The organism is Rhizobium sp. BK316, assembly GCF_014193695.1.
Lineage (GTDB): Bacteria > Pseudomonadota > Alphaproteobacteria > Rhizobiales > Rhizobiaceae > Rhizobium.
This window is the reverse complement of record NZ_JACHZR010000007.1, coordinates 93,165-112,089: the sequence shown is the minus strand read 5'-3', so window position 1 is coordinate 112,089 and position 18,925 is coordinate 93,165. Positions and strand designations below refer to the sequence as shown.

General features: G+C 60.2%; 14 protein-coding genes. 11 read left to right on the top strand and 3 right to left on the bottom strand.

The features are described 5' to 3' along the window. Positions 1-243: 243 nt before the first annotated feature. The 7 genes from FHT87_RS27820 to FHT87_RS27790 all read left to right on the top strand — a co-directional run bounded on the left by FHT87_RS27820 (position 244) and on the right by FHT87_RS27790 (position 10,678). Positions 244-495: an acyl carrier protein gene (locus tag FHT87_RS27820; protein ID WP_183734468.1), complete on the top strand. Its 252-nt coding sequence runs from the start codon at positions 244-246 to the stop codon at positions 493-495. Next, positions 495-1,676 carry an acyl-CoA dehydrogenase family protein gene (locus tag FHT87_RS27815; RefSeq protein WP_183734467.1) on the top strand — a complete coding sequence of 394 codons (1,182 nt, stop codon included), beginning with the start codon at positions 495-497 and terminating at the stop codon, positions 1,674-1,676. The genes FHT87_RS27820 and FHT87_RS27815 overlap by 1 nt, the downstream gene beginning before the upstream one ends. Before the next feature lie 4 nt (positions 1,677-1,680). Continuing rightward, positions 1,681-2,589 (top strand): amino acid--[acyl-carrier-protein] ligase, encoded by a 909-nt coding sequence (locus FHT87_RS27810; protein WP_183734466.1) that lies wholly within the window; start codon positions 1,681-1,683, stop codon positions 2,587-2,589. Then, positions 2,580-3,560, top strand: a complete 981-nt coding sequence (locus FHT87_RS27805; protein WP_183734465.1) for a DUF1839 family protein — start codon at positions 2,580-2,582, stop codon at positions 3,558-3,560. Before FHT87_RS27810 ends, FHT87_RS27805 begins: the two co-directional genes overlap by 10 nt. Before the next feature lie 16 nt (positions 3,561-3,576). Further along, positions 3,577-6,051 (top strand): glycoside hydrolase family 2 protein, encoded by a 2,475-nt coding sequence (locus FHT87_RS27800; RefSeq protein WP_183734464.1) that lies wholly within the window; start codon positions 3,577-3,579, stop codon positions 6,049-6,051. 46 nt (positions 6,052-6,097) lie between these two features. Continuing rightward, on the top strand, positions 6,098-7,276 hold the full coding sequence (locus FHT87_RS27795) for a glycosyltransferase family 4 protein (protein ID WP_183734654.1): 1,179 nt from the start codon (positions 6,098-6,100) through the stop codon (positions 7,274-7,276). Positions 7,277-7,366: 90 nt separating this feature from the next. Next, the gene (locus FHT87_RS27790) at positions 7,367-10,678 is read left to right on the top strand and encodes an alpha/beta fold hydrolase (RefSeq protein ID WP_183734463.1); all 3,312 of its coding nucleotides are present in this window, start codon (positions 7,367-7,369) and stop codon (positions 10,676-10,678) included. Between the two features lie 97 nt (positions 10,679-10,775). Here FHT87_RS27790 and FHT87_RS27785 read toward each other — a convergent pair whose 3' ends face one another. The 3 genes from FHT87_RS27785 to FHT87_RS27775 form a co-directional block, all read right to left on the bottom strand. Then, positions 10,776-11,930, bottom strand: coding sequence for a glycosyltransferase family 4 protein (locus FHT87_RS27785; protein WP_246698183.1), 1,155 nt, complete (start codon positions 11,928-11,930; stop codon positions 10,776-10,778). Positions 11,931-12,045: 115 nt separating this feature from the next. Further along, positions 12,046-12,282, bottom strand: coding sequence for an Lrp/AsnC ligand binding domain-containing protein (locus FHT87_RS27780; RefSeq protein ID WP_113299657.1), 237 nt, complete (start codon positions 12,280-12,282; stop codon positions 12,046-12,048). Between the two features lie 70 nt (positions 12,283-12,352). After that, complete coding sequence (locus FHT87_RS27775; protein ID WP_183734462.1) at positions 12,353-13,261, bottom strand: LysR substrate-binding domain-containing protein; 909 nt, start codon at positions 13,259-13,261, stop codon at positions 12,353-12,355. Positions 13,262-13,363: 102 nt separating this feature from the next. Between FHT87_RS27775 and FHT87_RS27770 the strand changes: the two genes are divergently transcribed. The 4 genes from FHT87_RS27770 to FHT87_RS27755 all read left to right on the top strand — a co-directional run bounded on the left by FHT87_RS27770 (position 13,364) and on the right by FHT87_RS27755 (position 18,910). Continuing rightward, a complete protein-coding gene (locus FHT87_RS27770; RefSeq protein ID WP_246698182.1) occupies positions 13,364-14,770 on the top strand; it encodes a VOC family protein in 1,407 nt (468 codons plus the stop codon). 69 nt (positions 14,771-14,839) lie between these two features. After that, positions 14,840-16,123, top strand: a complete 1,284-nt coding sequence (locus FHT87_RS27765; RefSeq protein WP_183734460.1) for an FAD-binding oxidoreductase — start codon at positions 14,840-14,842, stop codon at positions 16,121-16,123. Between the two features lie 25 nt (positions 16,124-16,148). Continuing rightward, positions 16,149-17,687, top strand: a complete 1,539-nt coding sequence (locus tag FHT87_RS27760; RefSeq protein ID WP_183734459.1) for an aldehyde dehydrogenase family protein — start codon at positions 16,149-16,151, stop codon at positions 17,685-17,687. Between the two features lie 197 nt (positions 17,688-17,884). Further along, positions 17,885-18,910 (top strand): iron ABC transporter substrate-binding protein, encoded by a 1,026-nt coding sequence (locus FHT87_RS27755; RefSeq protein ID WP_183734458.1) that lies wholly within the window; start codon positions 17,885-17,887, stop codon positions 18,908-18,910. Positions 18,911-18,925 lie beyond the last annotated feature (15 nt).

Below are 18,925 nucleotides of genomic sequence, written 5' to 3'. Positions count from 1 at the left end.
TGCCATTTCTGCACTCAACATAGCCGGCACCATTTACTGCCGGTCTTCTCAGGCCACATCAACCTATTGATAGAAATTAAGTATTAGGCCTCAAGCGAGCATGATTTGTAAAATACCAAGTATGAGTCACAGTCATATTTAACTAATTATATTAGCGGAATGTTCTGTTTTCCGCACTAAAAGCACTCCCATGAAAAGGCGATGAATGCCGGCTCAGGATCATGAAAATCTGGAGTGAATGGGATGAACAAGACAATCCGCGACCTCGTAGCCAAGTTCGGTAAGCTCCCTGTTCCGGTTGATCAGGTTGCCGATGATGCGGATCTTTACGTTGCAGGTCTGACGTCCTTCGCCTCGGTGCAGCTCATGCTCGGCATCGAAGAGGCATTCGACATCGAATTTCCCGACAATCTCCTGAACCGTAAGTCCTTTGCGAGCATCTCGGCGATCGCCAAAACGGTCGATCTCATCCGGGATAGCCGAAAGGTCGCCTGATGAACTTCCCGGTCAAGATCACGGAAGACAGCCTTGTCGCAAGGGCTGCCCGCGTCGCCGAAATTGCGGCAAGACACGCGGATGCCGTCGATATCGAAGGCCGGTTTCCGCAGGAAGCCGTCAATGCGATGAAAGCCGAGCGACTGCTCGGTATCCAGATTCCCCGCCATCTTGGTGGCGAGGCTGCTTCCACCACCGATATTGCCGAATTGTGCTCGATGCTCGGCCAGGCCTGCGCGGCAAGCGCGATGGTCTTCGCCATGCACCAGATCAAGCTTTCGAGCCTCGTCGAACATGGCGTCGACGGCGAATGGCATTGCGCCTTCATGCGCCGCATCGTCGCTGAACAGCTCCTGATCGCCTCCGCGACCACCGAGGGCGGAATCGGCGGCAATCTGCGCAACAGCATCTGCGCCATCGAAATCGATGGCGATATCTGCCGGCTGGAAAAAGATGCGACCGTCATTTCCTACGGCTCGCATGCCGATGCCATTCTCATAACCTCGCGCAGCCATCCGCAGGCCGCCTCTTCCGATCAGGTGCTGACAGCTTTCTTGAAAGATCAGTACACGATCGAAAAGACGCATGTCTGGAATACGCTCGGCATGCGTGGCACCTGCTCCGACGGCTTCCTGTTCAAGGGCGAGGCGCCGGCTGTACAGATCCTGCCGAAGCCTTTTGCTGAAATCGCTGCGCAGTCGATGCTGGCATCGTCACACTTACTCTGGAGCGGTGTCTGGTACGGCATTGCCGTCGATGCCGTTTCCCGCGCACAGGCCTTCGTACGTGCCGCTGCCCGCAAGTCTCCAGATGCGACGCCGCCCGGCGCACTTCGCCTCGCGGAGGTCTCCAACCTCCTGCAGATGGTGAAGTCGAACGTCGTTGCCGGCCTCAAGGCCTATGAAGATGCCAAGGCTGACGGCGACAAGCTCTCATCGATGGGCTTTGCGGTAGCGATGAACAACGTCAAGATCGCTTCCTCGGAAACGATCCTGGAAATCGTCAATCACACCATGCTCATCTGCGGCATCATGGGCTACAAGAACGGTACGCCCTTCAGCCTCGGACGTCATCTGCGCGATGCCCATTCCGCACAGCTCATGATCTCGAACGACCGCATCCTCGGCAATACGTCGAGCATGCTCCTCGTCCACAAGCAGGACACTAGCCTACTGGGGTAAAGCCATGGATATGCAGACATCGTTTCTGGACCGGCTCTTCGAGTCCGGCCTGCTGATCGATACCGGCGTTGACGGCCTTTATGGCCGCAGCGGCCAGTTTGAAGACGTCATTGCCGCCTTCGAACGGCTGATCGACAAGTTCGGCGGTGCCGACGGCGCCGAGGCGATGCGTTTTCCGCCCGGCATGAACCGCGCGCTCTTCGAAAAGAGCGGCTATATGAAGAGCTTCCCGCAGCTTGCCGGCACGGTGCACAGCTTCTGCGGCAGCGAGCTCGATCACATGAGCCTGCTGCAATGCATGGAAGTTGGCGAAGACTGGACCAAGGACCAGAAAGCAACCGATATCGTGCTGACGCCGGCCGCCTGCTATCCGCTCTATCCGACGGTTGCGAAACGCGGCAATCTGCCGGCCAAGGGCGGCCTTTTCGATCTGCAGTCCTATTGCTTCCGCCATGAGCCCTCGAAGGACCCGGCTCGCCAGCAGCTTTTCCGCATGCGCGAATATGTCTGCATGGGCACCGAGCAGCATGTGACCGATTTCCGCCAGAGCTGGATGGACCGCGGCGTCGAAATGATGAAGCAGGTCGGTCTCGACGTGACCATCGACGTTGCCAACGACCCGTTCTTCGGCCGCGCTGGCAAGATGATGGTCAACAATCAGCGTGACCAGAACCTGAAGTTCGAGCTGCTGATCCCGATCACCTCGGCGGCGAACCCAACCGCCTGCATGAGCTTCAACTACCACCAGGATTCGTTCGGCCTGAAGTGGGGCCTGAACCTCGAAGACGGCAGTGTCGCCCACACCGCCTGCGTCGGCTTCGGCCTGGAACGCATTGCTCTGGCGCTCTTCCATCACCACGGCCTTGACGTCAAGGAATGGCCGGCCAGCGTACGGAAAGTCCTGTGGGGCTGAGCGGCTCGATGATATCGGTCTTTGCGGGTATCGATCCCGATACCTACAAGCCGCATGCGCTGCATTCCAGCGAGCGCATGTGGCCGGAGACCAATTGTTACATCGACCTCTGGATCGAGGTGCTCTCGACCTTCGGCGTTGCGCCGGAGGCGATGCTGGGCTTCACGCTGACGCAGGATTTCGAGGGCGACCAGTTCACCTTCTTCAAGGTGCCGCTGGAAGATCTCGAAGCGCTCTATGACATCCGGGCCACCGAGCTTGCGATCTATGACCGCGTCGAGCGACATGTCGAGGTGCAGATCGCCCGCGGGCGGCTTTGCCTTATCGAGATGGATTCCTTCTACATGCCGGACACGCGCGGCACTGCCTACCGGCAGGAGCACGGCAAGACTACGGTCGCGATCAACCGCCTGGACTTTGCCGGCAAGCGCGTCGACTACTTCCACAATGCCGGCTTTTTCCGTATCGAGGGAGAGGATTTCGACGGGCTTTTCCAGTCCCATCTGACGGATGAGGATGCGCCGTTCCTCCCGTATACGGAGTTCGCCAAGTTCCCCGAACGTCCGGTCGGCGAGGCACATCTGCGCGAGGCGTCGCGGGGGCTTCTCGGCTTCCATTTCAAACGTCGTCCGAGCGCCAATCCGATCCGCGCCTTTGCAGAGGTTTTCCCGTTACAGGTCGAAGCGGTGGCTGACCGCTCCTTCGGCTTCTTCCATAAATATGCCTTCAACACGCTGCGGCAGGTTGGTGCGAATTTCGAGCTTGCTGCCGATCATCTGGCCTGGCTTTCGGCCGGCGAGTTTGGTGTTGCGGCCGAAGAGGCGCGCCGGATCTCGGAAGTAGCGAAGTCGGTTCAGTTCCAGCTTGCCCGTGCTGTCACCCGTCGCAAGTTCGAGCCGTTGAAGGCGGCACTTGATCCGGCCGCCGATGCATGGGATTCGATGATGGCATCGCTCGCGGAGCGATTCTGAAGCCGGAGATCTGACCATGCGGGGGCGGTTAGCAAGCATCGGGGCTGAGGAAAGCTTGCTTTCCGAAGGATGGAATCTGGTTCTGACTGAGCCTGACGCTTGTGCGACGCCGCACGATATCCATCTGTCAGCGCAGTTCATTCCGGCACCCGTTCCGGGCACTGTCGCGGCTGCGCTGGAAAGAGCCGGGCTTTTCGACCGGGAAAATGCCCAAGCGCTCAACACCAGGGATGCCTGGTATCTGACTCGCCTCTTCGATGTGGAGCCGGGCGAGGCGCTCCTGCGTTTTCAGGGGCTGGCGACGGTCTGCCATGTTTTTCTGAACGGGGTGGAGATCCTTTTCTCCGAGAGCATGTTCACCGCCCATGAGATACCGGTGACGCTCGCAGGCGGCGATGAACTGGCGCTCTGCTTCCGGGCGCTCGCCCCCCGCCTTGGCGAACCCGGACCGCGAGCCCGCTGGCGCCCGCAGATGATCACACCGCAAGGGCTGAAGAATATCCGCACGACGCTGCTCGGGCATATGCCCGGCTGGTGCCCGGAAATCCATGCAGTCGGGCCGTGGCGGCCGATTTCGCTCGTGCGCCGAGGCGCGGCCTCGGTCGATAATGTTTCGGTGCGCGCGGTGTTGGAGGAAAGTGGCGCGGGGCGGCTCAGCGTTTCGCTTTATACTGCTGGCGAGGAGCCGGTGATGCTGTTGCGTTGCGCTGGCGCCGAACAAGGTTTCGAGAAGATCGGCGATCGGCATTATTCGGCAATTCTCAAGCTCTCCGACATCGAGGCCTGGTGGCCGCATACGCATGGCGTACCGCATCTCTATGACGTGACGCTGGTTATCGATGGCGAAGAACATTCGCTGGGCAAAGCCGGTTTTCGCCGTATCGAGGCAGACCGCGGTGCTGATGGCAATGATTTCGCGCTTGTCGTCAACGGCGAGCGGGTCTTTTGCCGCGGAGCGGTCTGGACAACGGCCGATATCGTACGGCTGCCTGGCGAGCGAGCCGATTACGAGCCCTACCTGCGGCTTGCGGCAGAAGCTGGCATGAACATGATCCGCATCGGCGGTACCATGGCCTATGAAACGCCCGACTTTTTCGCGCTCTGCGATGCGCTCGGGCTGATGGTCTGGCAGGACTTCATGTTCGCCAATTTCGACTATCCGAAGAACGACAAGGCCTTTATCGGCCATGTGCATGCCGAGGTGGAGGAGTTTCTGCACGGCGTGCAGCTCTCGCCCTCGCTTGCCGTGCTCTGCGGCGGCAGCGAAATCCACCAGCAGGCGGCGATGTTCGGCCTGCCGGCGGATTTCTGGAGCGGGCCGATCACCGACGAGATCATCCCGGCGATCTGCCAGCGCATGCGGCCGGATGTGCCTTATGTGCCAAATTCGCCCTATGGCGGAACCATGCCCTTTTCGCCCAATGCCGGCGTCACGCATTATTACGGCGTGGGTGCCTATATGCGGCCGCTCGAGGATGCGCGCCGTGCCGAGGTCCGTTTTGCGGCCGAAAGCCTGGCCTTCGCCCATGTGCCGCAGCAGAGGACCTTGCAGCGGCATCTCGACGTGCCCTCGGTTCACAGTCCGCTCTGGAAAGAGCGGGTGCCGCGCGACCGCGGCGCGTCCTGGGATTTCGAGGATATCAGGGATTTCTATCTCGGGCTTCTCTACGATCTCGACCCGGCTAAGCTCCGTCGCGAAGACCCAGAGCGCTATCTCGATCTTTCGCGCGCCGTGACGGGCGAGGTGCTGGAGGAGACCTTTGCCGAATGGAGGCGTAAGGAATCGCCTTGCAATGGCGCGCTCGTCTGGACCCTGCAGGATCTGTTGCCGGGCGCTGGCTGGGGCGTGATCGATTCCACCGGCGAGCCGAAGCCCGTCTGGCATGCCATGCGCCGCGCCTTCCGTCCTGTCCAACTCATATTCACCGATGAGGGGACGAACGGCCTTTACGCTCATGTTATCAATGAAACGGACAAGGTGGTCGCTCTCGAACTCGATGTTGCCTGCCTGCGCGATGGGCGCCAGCAGGTAGCGAGTGGCAGCAAGGCTTTCAATCTTGATCCCAGAAGCGCGGAGCGCATCGCCTGCACCGATCTCTTCGGTGGCTTCTTCGATGCGGCCTATGCCTTCCGTTTCGGCGCGCCGTCACATGATGTGAGCGTCGCCTGGCTACGATCGACCATGGACGGCGCGTTGCTGGCGCAGGCGTTCCATTTTCCGCGCGGGCGAACCAGGGCGTTCCACGACGCAACGATCGAGGCATCCTTCATGCGTGAGGGCGATGATTGGTTCATCACGCTTGCGACCGACAGGCTCGCCCAATCGGTCCATATCGATGTCGAAGGTTATCGACCTGAAGAAGACTGGTTCCATCTGGCGCCGGGTTCTGCCAAGCGGGTCAAGCTCATCGCCACTGCGGGTACGGATGGCGATGCATTGCCGACGGGCGAAATCAGGAGCGTCGGCGCCTCGCGCCGTTTCGCGCTTTAAGGGCTGGGGAGTGGCAATGACGATAAGAGTGCAGGCGGAAGAGGCTTTGCGGGGCGTCTATCGGAGCGTGCGCGGACATGTGTTGCAGCGGCTCATCGTCAAATCGCGGCTCGCCTTCGACCCGCGCCGCCCAGTGGAAGTCGTCGGTTATCTGTCGATGGCGGCAGGTGTCGGCGAATCCGCGCGGCTTTGCGCCGCTGCGCTCTCACAGATTGGCCGTGAGATCATGTTTGCTGATGTCAGCACGCATCCGGATGAAGGCAAGCTGGTGGAGTGGGCATCTACACAGGTTTCCCAAGGTCAGCCAGGAAACCGCATATGGCATCTCAATCCGCCCATGCTGCCGCGCGCGATCCTGAAGAAAGGCCTCGGCAATTTCACCCGTGCCTTCAACATCGGCTACTGGGCCTGGGAGCTCGAAGTGGTGCCGGCGGAATGGCGCAATGCCATGCATTACATGAACGCCGTCTTCGTTCCCTCCGAATTCACCAGGCGGGCGATCGCGCCGCATACGAGCGCACCTGTCGTCGTCGTGCCGCATCCGGTGACCGAGCGGCCGGCGGCTGACGGTATCAGGCGGAAATTCGGGATTGCCGAGGATGCCTTCCTCGTATCCTTCATTTTCAGTGCCGGCTCCTCGATCAACCGCAAGAATCCGCAGGCTGCCATCGAGGCCTTCAGGCTGTTCAGCACCGAGTGCCCCAATGCCTTCCTGCTGATGAAGGCGAGCGGCAATCCGGGCAGGGACGAAGCGCTCCGAATGCTCATGCAGTCCGTCGAGGGCGACCCTAACATCAGGATCGTTACCGACAATCTGGCGAGTTCGGAGATCAACGGCATTATCCGTGATTCCAACGCCTATCTTTCGCTGCATCGTTCGGAAGGGTTTGGTTTGACGGTGGCTGAAGCGATCATGCACCGCACGCCTGTCGTCTCGACCGGATGGTCGGGTACCGCAGACTTTTGCGACCCTGATAATACCTGGCTGGTCGAGCCCTCACTCATTCCCGTCATCGATGATCATCCGGAATTTGCCGATCTCAAGGATGCCGTCTGGGCCGATCCTTCGCCGACGGAAGCGGCAGCGCATCTGAAGAGCATCTATTCCGATCCTGATGGTGCGAGGCGGAAGGCTGAGGCGGCTCGGGACTATCTGATGCGCCACCTTGCCGAGCACAGCTACGACAAGGCGCTTTCAAGGCTTTCGGCAATGCAGGCGAGCTAAGCTGAGGGCGTCACTCCCCTTTATTTTAACATTTCCAATTTAGAGATGGCTTGTTTTTCGGCCGCGATGCGGCGTGCAACGGATGGACAGATGTCGAAGGGCATTATCGCAAATTCGATGATGAATGCGGCGGCGGGCATGCTGCTTCTGGTGACGGGGTTCGTGTCCTCAATCATAACCGCGCGCCTGCTCGGGCCTGAGGCCAACGGCATCGTCGCTTTCTCGCTCTGGCTCGTCGTCACCGGCGCCTCGATTGCCGAACTCGGCTCCAGCATCACGCTTCTGAAGACGCTGCCGCAACTCTCGGCGCAGGGCTACGGTCTTGAGCAGCGCAAGGGATTTGCTTCGATCCTCGTCACTTTCATGGTCTGCTCCACGCTCGTGCTGCTGGGGCTCTACGCCATGTTCTTCCTGACGTCGGAGGAGATGCACTGGGCCGATACCGCGCCGTCGGTGGCGTTGGTCACCGGTATCCTTTTCTTCATCCAGGCAATCGGTTCCTTCGTCAAATTCTACCTCATCGGCGAAAAGCGGCTCGGCACCTTCTTCCAGCTGACGCTGATCGTCTCGGTCTTCCAACTCGCAGGTGTCGCGATCGGCGCCGTCTTTTATGGGGTGGAAGGTGTGCTCGTCGGTTATGCGCTCGGCCAGTTCGTGCTTTTCGTCGCTACCTTACCGATCCTCTTTACCCGCCGTGACCGCTGCGGCATCTCCCTCAAATATCTGGCTTCGTCTTCGGTCATCCTGTCGATGCAGTTCATTATCGATTCGATTTTCCTTAATCGTATCGAGCTGCTTTTCCTGCAGCAGTTCTGGTCGGTGGAAATGGTAGGCTTCTATGCTGCCGGCCTGTCGATCGCCAATATCGCGCTGCAGCTTCCGATCCAGATGAGCGGCAGTCTGCTGCCCTATTATTCGGAGCGCCGGCATACCAGCGCCGACTCGAAATTTCCGGTCGAAGCCTTTACCGCCGTCATCCGCAGCATGGCCTATATCGTGCTGCCGATGAGCCTCGGGCTTGCCGCGATCTCCAGCGAACTCGTGCATGTCGTCTTCGGCGAAGCCTTCGATCGAAGCGGTGGGGTTGTTGCCCTGCTTGCGCTTGTCGCGCCGGCCTACACCTTCATGCAGGTTCTCAGCCTATACCTGCTTTCCATCGATAAAGCTAACGTACGGTTGAAAATCAGTGTGATAGGTGGCCTCCTGATGGTAGTGGGTTGTTTACTCATCGTACCTAGTCTGGCCGCCGAGGGTGCCGCGCTCGTGCGCATAGCCGTATTTGTTGCGATGTCGGTAATGATGGTCAGACAAACGGGATTCGGAACTCAGCTTTCGGGCCTTTATCTCAGCCTTACGAAGATTGCTCTCGCAGCGGTATTTTGCGCTTGCGGCGCCATTACCGCACTTGAGTTCGTCCAGGGGCCGATCGGTCTTGTCGCTGCGATCATCGTCGGCACGTTTACCTATTTTGCTGCGCTGAAGGTCTTCCGTGCCGTTCCGGCCGAGGATATTCAAGTCCTGCGCTCGATCCTCGACAAGATGCCGGCGCTGCTGCAGGGAACGGCAAGGCGCGCGGTCAATTTCATCACCGCGCCGACCCCCGAAGGGGAAGAGAAAAGGCCGGTCAACGAGGAATTTTCGCGTGAGCCGGCAGAAGGCGCCGGCCGCGCCGCCGCCCTTCCTATTGTCTTCGATGGGACGATCGGTCTCTTCATGCCGGAAAAGCCTGACGTCGTAAAACGCTCGGCTGCCGTTCTCTTCGTCAGCCCCTGGGGTTTCGAGGAAATGTGCACACGGAAATTCTACCGCGTGGCTGCAGAGCACTTCTCCGATATTGGCGTTCCGAGCTTGCGTTTCGATTATCCAGGCACGGGCGACGCGCTGGATTTCGGTGATCACGCACCGAGCCTCGAAATCTGGAAGAATTCCATCCGCGCGGCCGCTGCGAAGCTGAAGGCACTCAGTGGTTGCTCGCAGATCATTCTTGTCGGCCAGGGTCTCGGCGGCACGCTTATCCATCTGACCGGCCACACGATCGAGGGCGTCGACAACATCGTGCTGCTTGCGCCTGTTTTAAGCGGCAGGGGGCATCTGCGCGAAATCAACATGTGGTCACGGATCATCCACGCCGACCTCGGTCTCGGCAAGGAACATGCGCCGAGCACCCAGGTCCAGATCGCCGGATTGACCCTGCCGGACGCGATTGCCGCGGAAATCGGCAAACTCAACATCAGTTCACCGCAGGACCTGGCGGCGCCGAATTATCTTATACTAGAACGCCCGGTTCGCGTCGATGATACGGCCTTCGCTGACGCGCTGAAGGCGCTCGGCGGCAATGTCGAGCAACGCGTTTTCGAAGGGTATGACGAGCTGGTCACGAACCCGCTCTTTGCCAAGACGCCGATGGCAGTCATCGAGCTGCTTTCCGAATGGCTCGTCGAAACGACTAGGCCCTCAACATCAGCCGAGCACTCACCGCAAGTGATCGAAAATCAGTCGCTCGCGGGCGACGGCTTTGAGGAAGTTCCGGTACGTTTCGGCGCCTTCCAGCATCTCATCGGTGTCGTCAGCCGGCCGCAGGGCGAGATCAAAGGCAATGCTGTTCTCTTCATGTCGACGGCCTATGACCGGCATGCCGGTTGGGGCCGTACGACGGTCGATATGGCGCGCGCGCTGGCGCGTCAGGGCGTGGTTTCGCTGCGCTTCGATTCTGCCAATGTCGGCGACAGCGTTCCGCGTCCGGATGCGCCGGAGCAGGTTCTCTATTCGGCGACGCAGACGGACGATGCGCTCGCCTCGCTCGATCTGCTGGAAAGCTTCGTGGCCGGCCCGATCATGGTCGCGGGTCGCTGCAGTGGTGGTTATGTGGCATTGCGCGCAGGCATCGAGGATGAACGTCTGAAAGCGATCGTTTCCATCAATCCTTTCGTTTACTACTGGGATCCCGACATGCCGGTGCGGCGTGAGCATGTCGTTTCGGTTCCGCGCAGTGTCGATGATTATGGCCAGCGGATGATGCGGCTCGACACGCTCAAGCGGTTGTTCCGCGGCGAGGTCGATGTCTTCGCAGCGCTGCAGAATATCTTCATTGCGGTCGGCCGCAGGCTTTCGCCGCGCATTGCGCCGCTCGTCGAACTTATCCCGGGACGCCGCCATGTCGCTCGGCAGGTCCGCCAGTCCTTTGCAGCGCTCGCCAAACGAAAGGTGCCGCTGACGCTGATCTACAGCGAAAGCGATGTCGGCCTCGACCACATGTATTTCCACTTCGGTCCGCGCGGGCACAAGTTCGCCCGGCACCCGAATGTGCGTTTGGTGATGCTGCAGGATGCCGACCACAACCTGACACCGCCGGAATCACGCAAGCTGGTGCTGGAGGAGATTGTTCGGCTGGCGAAGGCCTGAGAATTTTCTGGTTTTCCTCGAATGGCGGAAGCGCTTTCTCGCTTGTGTTCCCATAATTGCGGACACAAAGGGGCTGCGCGCGTTTGCTGGAATTTGTCTAAGCGATAATGCCGATCGACCGGTAAAGGTCGATGTAGCGCTCCGCCACGGCATCCCACGAATAGGCGTGGGCGGCATCGATGAGGTTCTTCCGTAGGATAGCACCCCCGGCAGCGACTTTGAGGTAAGCGTCTTCGATCGCATCTGCGGCCGCTTCCGGTTTCGCGAAGTCAGCGAGCACGATTGCCTCATGTCTTCCGGCCAGCGAACGATAAGCGTCGTTGGCGTTCAGAACCGGCAGCAGGCCGGCACTCATCGCTTCCAGTGCGACGAGGCCGAAGCCTTCGTATTCCGAAGCGGAAGCGAAGAGCGAAGCCTTGGCGATGATATCGCGGATCTCCTGGTTGTCAGGCGAGATGGTGAGCGTGACGGACTTCTCCAGCGACCTTGCCGCGATCTCCCGCCGGAGATCGGCGGCATTGAGATCAGATTCGGCACCGACAATATCGAGATGCCAGTCGGGATGACGTCTGACAAGTGCGGCCCCGGCATCCAGCAGGTGATCGAGCCGTTTGTTTACGGAAAAACGCCCAATCGTAACGATGCGCCGTTCCGGTGCGCGCGAGCCGATATCGGCAAATTTGCCGATATCGGCGCCGTTTTCGATGGTGATGCCGTCAGGAACGATCCGGATGAACTGGCTGAGGTCGGACGCGCTGCAGCAAACGACCTGTCGGTAGGCCATTGCAGAAAGCCGTGTCAGCGTACTGAACCAGATCTTCTTGATAACAAGGTATTTCTTTGTGTGGAAGAAGCCGCCATGGGTCGTGACCACCATGGGCTTGCGATGCAGGAAGCGGCCCCAGGCGAGCGCATCATAGAAGAAGTCTATGGCATGGACATGGATGAGATCGGCATCGCCGATATGGCGAAAGACCTGCGGCGCCAGCGGATAGCGGCTTGTGCCGGACCAGGAGATGCGGACGACTTCGATGCCGTCGATGGTTTCGCGTCGTTGAAGCTTGTTTTCGGGAGCGGTAAAAAGGGAATCAAGCGTGACGACGCGAACGCGATATCCGCGCTTCAACGTCTGGCGAGCCAGATTGGCGACCACATCTTCCATGCCGCCGCGGTTCGGCAGGAACTGCCGGACGACATGGACGATGAGCGGTGCCACCTGCGGCTGCTCCCTATTCTCGAAGGTCTCTTTCATGGAGACGGACATTTCCCACCTGTTTTTGTGGGTATTATCAGTCATGTCAGTGCTTAAGGGGTGGTTTATGAAGGGCGCGCCGCTGCAGGCTTTATTAGCAAAAGGGTTAACCGCTTCAGAACGCCTTGAAGGTCAATGTCGTGAGCGAGCGGATGATACCGGGGATATTGGCGATGTTGTCGTTGATGAACTTGCCGATATCCTGGCCTTCCTCGATGTAGACCTTGAGCAGCAGATCGTAATTGCCTGATGTCGAGTAGAGCTCCGAGACCAGTTCGGTCTTGTAGATGGCGTCGGCGACCTCGTAGGTCTTGCCGGGGGCGCATTGGAGCTGGACGAAGATCGGCTTCATGGGAATTTCCTGCATCGAATTCTGATGGCGCGCATAATGGTCGAAACCGCTGCCGCGATGCAAGCCTTCCTTACGTTTCAGAACCCGAACGGGCTTCGGCGATGATCCAGTCGCGAAAGGCGGCAAGCGGCGCGTAATCGGCGCGCTCCGGCGGGAAGGCCAGATAATAACGCTCGCGGCTTTCCATTTCGCGGTCGACGGCGGCAACGAGATCGCCGCGCTTCAACTCTTCCTGGATGAGAAAGGTTGGCAGAAGAGCGACGCCGAGGCCGGCGATCGCTGCTTGCGCAGCCGTCGCAAACTGGTCGAACAGCATGCCATGCACGCTTTCGAAGACGACGCCGCTATCCGCAAACCAGCGTTCCCAGGCATCAGGCCGGGTCGTCAGGTGCAGGAGAGGCACCGTCAACAGATCTTCCGGGCGGGAGATTGCGCTGTGCTTCAGAAAATCCAGGCTGCAGGCGGGTAGCGTGCGCTCCGACATTAGGAAGGCGAGCTCCGCACCTGGCCAATGAGAATGGCCGAAATGAATGGCAGCATCGATGGAATCGAGGCGGAAATCGAAGGAGGAAAGCCGGGTTACGAGATTGATCGTGACGCCGGGATTGGCGGCGAGGAAGCGACCGAGGCGTGGTGCCAGCCAGCGTGTGCCGAAGGTCGGCAGGATGGCAAGGTTCAGCGTGCCGCCATGGGGGTTGGCACGCAGGTTCAGCGAGGCGCTGGAGATGCGCCGCAGCGCTTCGCGGATTTCCCGCACATAGGCATCGCCGGCAAGGGTAAGGCGCACCGTTTGGCGCTCGCGCAGGAAAAGCTCGACGCCAAGCTGCTCTTCCAACGCCTTGATCTGGCGGCTGACAGCACTCTGCGTCAGGTCGAGCTCGCGGGCTGCTGCCGTCACGCTGCTGGTGCGAGCGACCGCTTCGAAGGCGGCAAGATGGGCGGTCGATGGCAAAAAGCGCCTTGCTGCGAGCATGTTCATTCCATTTCAGAATGAGCTGTTTCCAAAACGTCGATATTCATTGCTCCGACCGATTTGTAAAGAACTTCATCCTGCAAAATCGGAATGAACGCGGAGTTCTTCATGCCCGGCGCTTTCGTCTCCACGGATCGCATCCGTTCGCTTTTCACCGAAGCCATGTCGCAGATGTACCGGACGGAGGTTCCGCAATACGGCACGCTGGTTGAGCTTGTGGGGGAGGTCAACGCCGAAGTCCTAGCAAAAGACGGGGAATTGAGCGCGCGGCTTCGGCGTGCAGGCGAACTTGAGCGCATCGATGTCGAGCGCCACGGTGCGATCCGGCTCGGAACTGCCGGGGAGCTCTTCACGATCCGCCGGCTCTTTGCCGTGATGGGCATGCAGTCGGTCGGCTATTACGATCTCTCGGTCGCCGGCGTTCCCGTGCATTCCACCTGTTTCCGGCCGGTCGAGGAAGCGGCGCTGAACGTCAATCCCTTTCGTGTTTTCACCTCGCTTCTGCGACTGGAGCTGATCGAGGACGAGGAGCTGCGTGCCGAAGCCGCGGCTATTCTCGCAAAACGGCGAATTTATACGCCACGCGCTATCGAGCTCATCGAGCAGCACGAGAAGGCTGGCGGGCTGACGGAAGCGGAAGCGACGGAATTCGTCGCCGAGGCGCTGGAGACCTTCCGCTGGCATGGCGAGGCGACGGTCAGCGCTGAGACCTACAAGCGTCTGCATGACGCGCACCGTCTTATTGCCGATGTCGTCAGCTTCAAAGGGCCGCATATCAACCATCTGACACCGCGCACGCTCGATATCGACGAAGTGCAGCGGCGCATGCCGGAACGTGGCATCACGCCCAAGGCCGTCATCGAGGGGCCGCCGCCGCGCAATTGCGATATCCTGCTGCGGCAGACGAGCTTCAAGGCGCTGGAAGAACCGATCGCCTTTACCGGAGCGGCCGGGACGACATCAGGCACGCATACGGCCCGCTTCGGCGAGATCGAGCAGCGCGGCGTGGCACTGACGGCCAAGGGCCGGGCGCTCTATGATCGGCTGCTTGCTACGGTGCGCAGTGAAGTGCAGGTCGGGGCATCCGGCGCCAAGGCCGGGGACTACGATACCGAGCTCACCGAACGCTTCAAAGCGCTGCCGGACAGCTGGGACGGACTGCGGCGCGAAGGGCTGGCCTTCTTCCACTATTCGGCGTCCCCCGAAGGCATTGCGGCGAGGGGGCAGCTCCCCTCCGATCCGGAAATTCTCATCGCCAAGGGCTATCTTGGCTTTGATCCTATCATCTACGAGGATTTCCTGCCCGTGAGTGCGGCCGGCATATTCCAGTCGAACCTCGGTACCGATCAGCAGCAGAATTATGCGACGCGCTCGAACCGGGCAGCCTTCGAGGAAGCACTCGGCGCTGATGTGCTGGATGAGCTCGCGCTTTATGCCGAGCGACAGACTGCTTCGCTCGACATGGCTATGGAAAAGCTCGGCCTTTCCGGTCTGAAGCTGAAGACGGTCGCCTGATATTTGGCCGCTTCCGCGAGAGTGGAGGCGGCGCTAGAGTGCTGATTTCGATCCTGACTGGACTGTCCGATGCTCAATGATCCGCGCTCCCACGGCCTATGGGAAAAGACTGCTCCTCAGCCACCCGTCACATCTGCACTGGCGGGTGCTGTCGAGGCTGATGTCGTCATAGTCGGCGGCGGTTATACCGGCCTTTCCTCCGGCCTGCATCTGGCCGAGGCGGGGTCGCGGGTCGTGCTGCTTGAAGCGAAGGAAATCGGCTTCGGCGGGGCAGGCCGCAATGTCGGCCTGATCAATGCGGGCATGTGGGTCATGCCGGATGATCTTCCCGACGTGCTCGGCCCTGTCTATGGCGAGCGGCTGCTCGATCTGCTCGGCAATGCGCCGCGACTAGTGATGGAGTTGATCGAAAAGCACGGGATCGCCTGCGAGCTCGAAAAGCATGGCACGCTGCACTGCGCCGTCGGTGCCGACGGCTTGAAGGAAATCGAAGACCGCTACAGGCAATGGTCGGCGCGCGGAGCGCCCGTTATGCTGCTTGACGCGGGCGAGACGGCAAAACGTATCGGCACGAATGCTTATGCCGGATCGCTTCTGGACATGCGCGCCGGCACGCTACAGCCGCTTGCCTATGCGCGCGGGCTTGCCCATGCCGCGCAGAAGGCGGGAGTCGTGCTGCATACGGCGAGCCCGGTCATCGCAACGGAGCTTCAGGGCAGCCGCTGGGTGGTGAAGACGGCGCAGGGACAGGTCACTGCCGACTGGATCATCGTCGCGACCGACGCCTATAGCACTGGCCCCTGGGAGCAGGTGCGCAACGAGCAGGTGTTTCTGCCCTATTTCAATTTCGCCACCGTGCCGCTCGGCCATAATCTGCGCCAGTCCATCCTCCCCAATCGCGAAGGCGTTTGGGATACGAAGGAAATCCTCTCTTCCTTCCGGATGGATCAGGCAGGGCGTCTCGTTTTCGGCAGTGTCGGGGCGCTGCGCAATACCGGTCTTTCCGTGCACAAGGGCTGGGCCAAACGCTCGTTGAAGCGGCTCTTCCCTGAAATCGGCGATATCGAGTTCGAATGCGAGTGGTACGGTCAGATCGGCATGACCGACAATGCGCTGCCGCGCTTCCACAAATTCGCCCCCAACGTTGTTGGTTTTTCGGGCTATAATGGTCGTGGGATCGCGCCCGGCACGGTGTTCGGCCGCACGTTGGCGGAACATATCCTTGGCCGGGTCGGCGAGGCGGACCTGCCGCTGCCGCTGACCGATCCGTGTGAGCCGAGCTTCCGCGCACTTAGGGAACTATGGTACGAAGCCGGCGCTCAGGTCGCCCATTTCGCCGATGCCCGTTTCTGAGAACAACAAGACTGGAACCAAGACAATGAACATCGCCGTCCTCGATCTCGCCACCGAAACCGCCAAGCTGCTCGCCGATCTCGGCGTCGATGCCAACAGCTACACAGGTGGCACACTTTCCGTCACCTCGCCGATCACGGGCAAGGAAATCGGCAAGCTTAGGGAACATTCCGTTGCGGATGCCAAGGCGGCGATCGACGCGGCCCACAAGGCCTTCCTCGAATGGCGGGCCGTTCCGGCGCCGAAGCGCGGTGAGCTGATCCGTCTGCTCGGCGAAGAATTGCGCTCTTCCAAGGCAGCACTCGGCCGGCTCGTTTCGATCGAAGTCGGCAAGATCACTTCCGAAGGCCTCGGCGAAGTGCAGGAGATGATCGATATCTGCGATTTCGCGGTCGGTCTTTCCCGCCAACTCTATGGCCTGACGATCGCCACCGAACGCGCCGAGCACCGCATGATGGAAAGCTGGCATCCGCTCGGCGCCATCGGCATCATCTCGGCTTTCAACTTCCCGGTTGCCGTCTGGTCGTGGAATGCGGCGCTTGCCATCGTTTGCGGCAATGCCACCGTCTGGAAGCCTTCGGAAAAGACGCCGCTGACGGCGCTTGCCGTCCAGGCTCTGTTCGAGAAGGCGCTGAAGCGTTTCGTCGCCGAAGGCGGCAAGGCTCCCGCAAATCTCTCCACGCTGCTGATCGGCGGCCGCGAAATCGGCGAAGTGCTGGTCGACCATCCGAAGGTCCCGCTCGTTTCGGCAACCGGCTCCACGGCCATGGGTCGCGCCGTTGGCCCGCGCCTGTCGCAGCGTTTTGCCCGCGCAATCCTTGAGCTCGGCGGCAATAATGCTGCGATCGTCTGCCCGACGGCCGATCTCGATCTGACGTTGCGCGGTGTCGCTTTCGCGGCCATGGGCACGGCTGGCCAGCGCTGCACGACGCTACGCCGTCTCTTCGTTCATGAGAGCGTCTATGACCAGCTCGTACCGCGGCTGAAGAAGGCCTACGGTTCGGTGATGATCGGCAACCCGCTGGAAACCGGCACGCTGGTCGGCCCGCTGATCGATGGCCAGGCCTTCGACAAGATGCAGAGTGCCCTCGGCCAGGCAAAGGCTGCCGGCGGCGCTGTCGTCGGCGGCGAGCGCGTCGAGAACGGTTCGGCAGAGGCCTTCTATGTTCGTCCAGCACTCGTCGAAATGCCGGAACAGACCGGCCCGGTAGAGCACGAAACCTTCGCGCCGATCCTCTATGTCATCAAGTACAGCGATTTCGACGCCGTACTGGAGCTGCACAATGCCGTGCCGCAGGGCCTGTCATCGTCGATCTTCACCAACAATATGCGTGAAGCAGAGACCTTCCTGTCGTCGCGCGGTTCGGATTGCGGTATCGCCAACGTCAATATCGGCCCGTCAGGTGCGGAAATCGGCGGTGCCTTTGGCGGCGAGAAGGAAACGGGCGGCGGTCGTGAATCGGGTTCCGACGCCTGGAAGGCTTACATGCGGCGCTCGACCAACACCGTCAACTACGGAAAGACCCTACCGCTGGCACAGGGCGTCAAATTCGACGTCGAATAGGCTAACGCATTGGAATACAACAGGCGACGCCTCACCGGCGTCGCTTTTTTTCAAATCCGAATTTATTCCCGCGAAGATGAAAGATTGAGTCAAGATATTTTGATGTTATTTTTGCCGCTGAAACTTGAAATTATCAGTCAACAAAAATATACGCCTGCCATCGCCCTTGCTCGGGTGACATCGCCACGGAGGCCATCATGAAAACTGCCCTTAACCATCTTTCCAGCGCGCTCGCGCTTGCCGCTTCGCTTCTAGCCGCCACCGCACTCACCGGCAGCGCCAATGCGCAGGAGTCCGAAGGTATCGTCGTTTACAACGCCCAGCACGAAAGCCTCGGCCGTGAATGGATCGATGCCTTCACCAAGGAGACCGGTATCAAGGTCACCATGCGTCAGGGCAGCGACATGCAGTTCGCCAACCAGATCATCCAGGAAGGCGATGCATCGCCTGCCGACGTGTTCCTGACCGAAAACTCGCCGGCCATGTCGCTGGTCGACGGCGCCGGCCTGTTCGCGCCGATCGAGAAAGATACGCTGGATCAGGTTCCGGAACAGTACCGCCCGGCCGATGGCATGTGGACCGGCATCGCCGCCCGCACCACCGTTTTTGTCTATGACAAGACGAAGCTGACGGAAGACAAGCTGCCGAAGTCGATGCTCGACCTTCAGGATCCCGCCTGGAAGGGCCGCTGGGGTGCTGCGCCTGCCGGCGCAGACTTCCAGGCAATCGTTGCCGCCTTCCTGCAGCTGAAGGGCGAAGACGCCACCAAGGCCTGGCTGAAGGGTCTCAAGGACAACGCCACCCCCTATAAGGGCAACAGCGTCGCCATGAAGGCCGTCAATGCCGGTGAAGTCGAAGGCGCGATCATCTATCACTATTACTGGTTCGGCGATCAGGCGAAGACCGGCGAGAACAGCAAGAATGTCGGCCTGCACTATTTCAAGAACCAGGATCCGGGCGCTTTCGTCAGCGTTTCGGGCGGCGGTATCCTGAAGTCCACGCAGCATATGAAGGAAGCCCAGGCTTTCATCAAGTACCTCACCAGCAAGGCTGGCCAGGCGGTGCTTAAGGACGGCGATTCCTTTGAATATGCCGTCGGCAAGAATGCGGCCTCCAACGACAAGCTGGTGCCGCTTGCCGACCTCAACGCTCCGAAGGTTGAAGCCTCGACCCTCGACAGCAAGAAGGTCGTGGAGCTGATGACGGCCGCTGGTCTCATCTAAGCTTTTCTGTCGCAG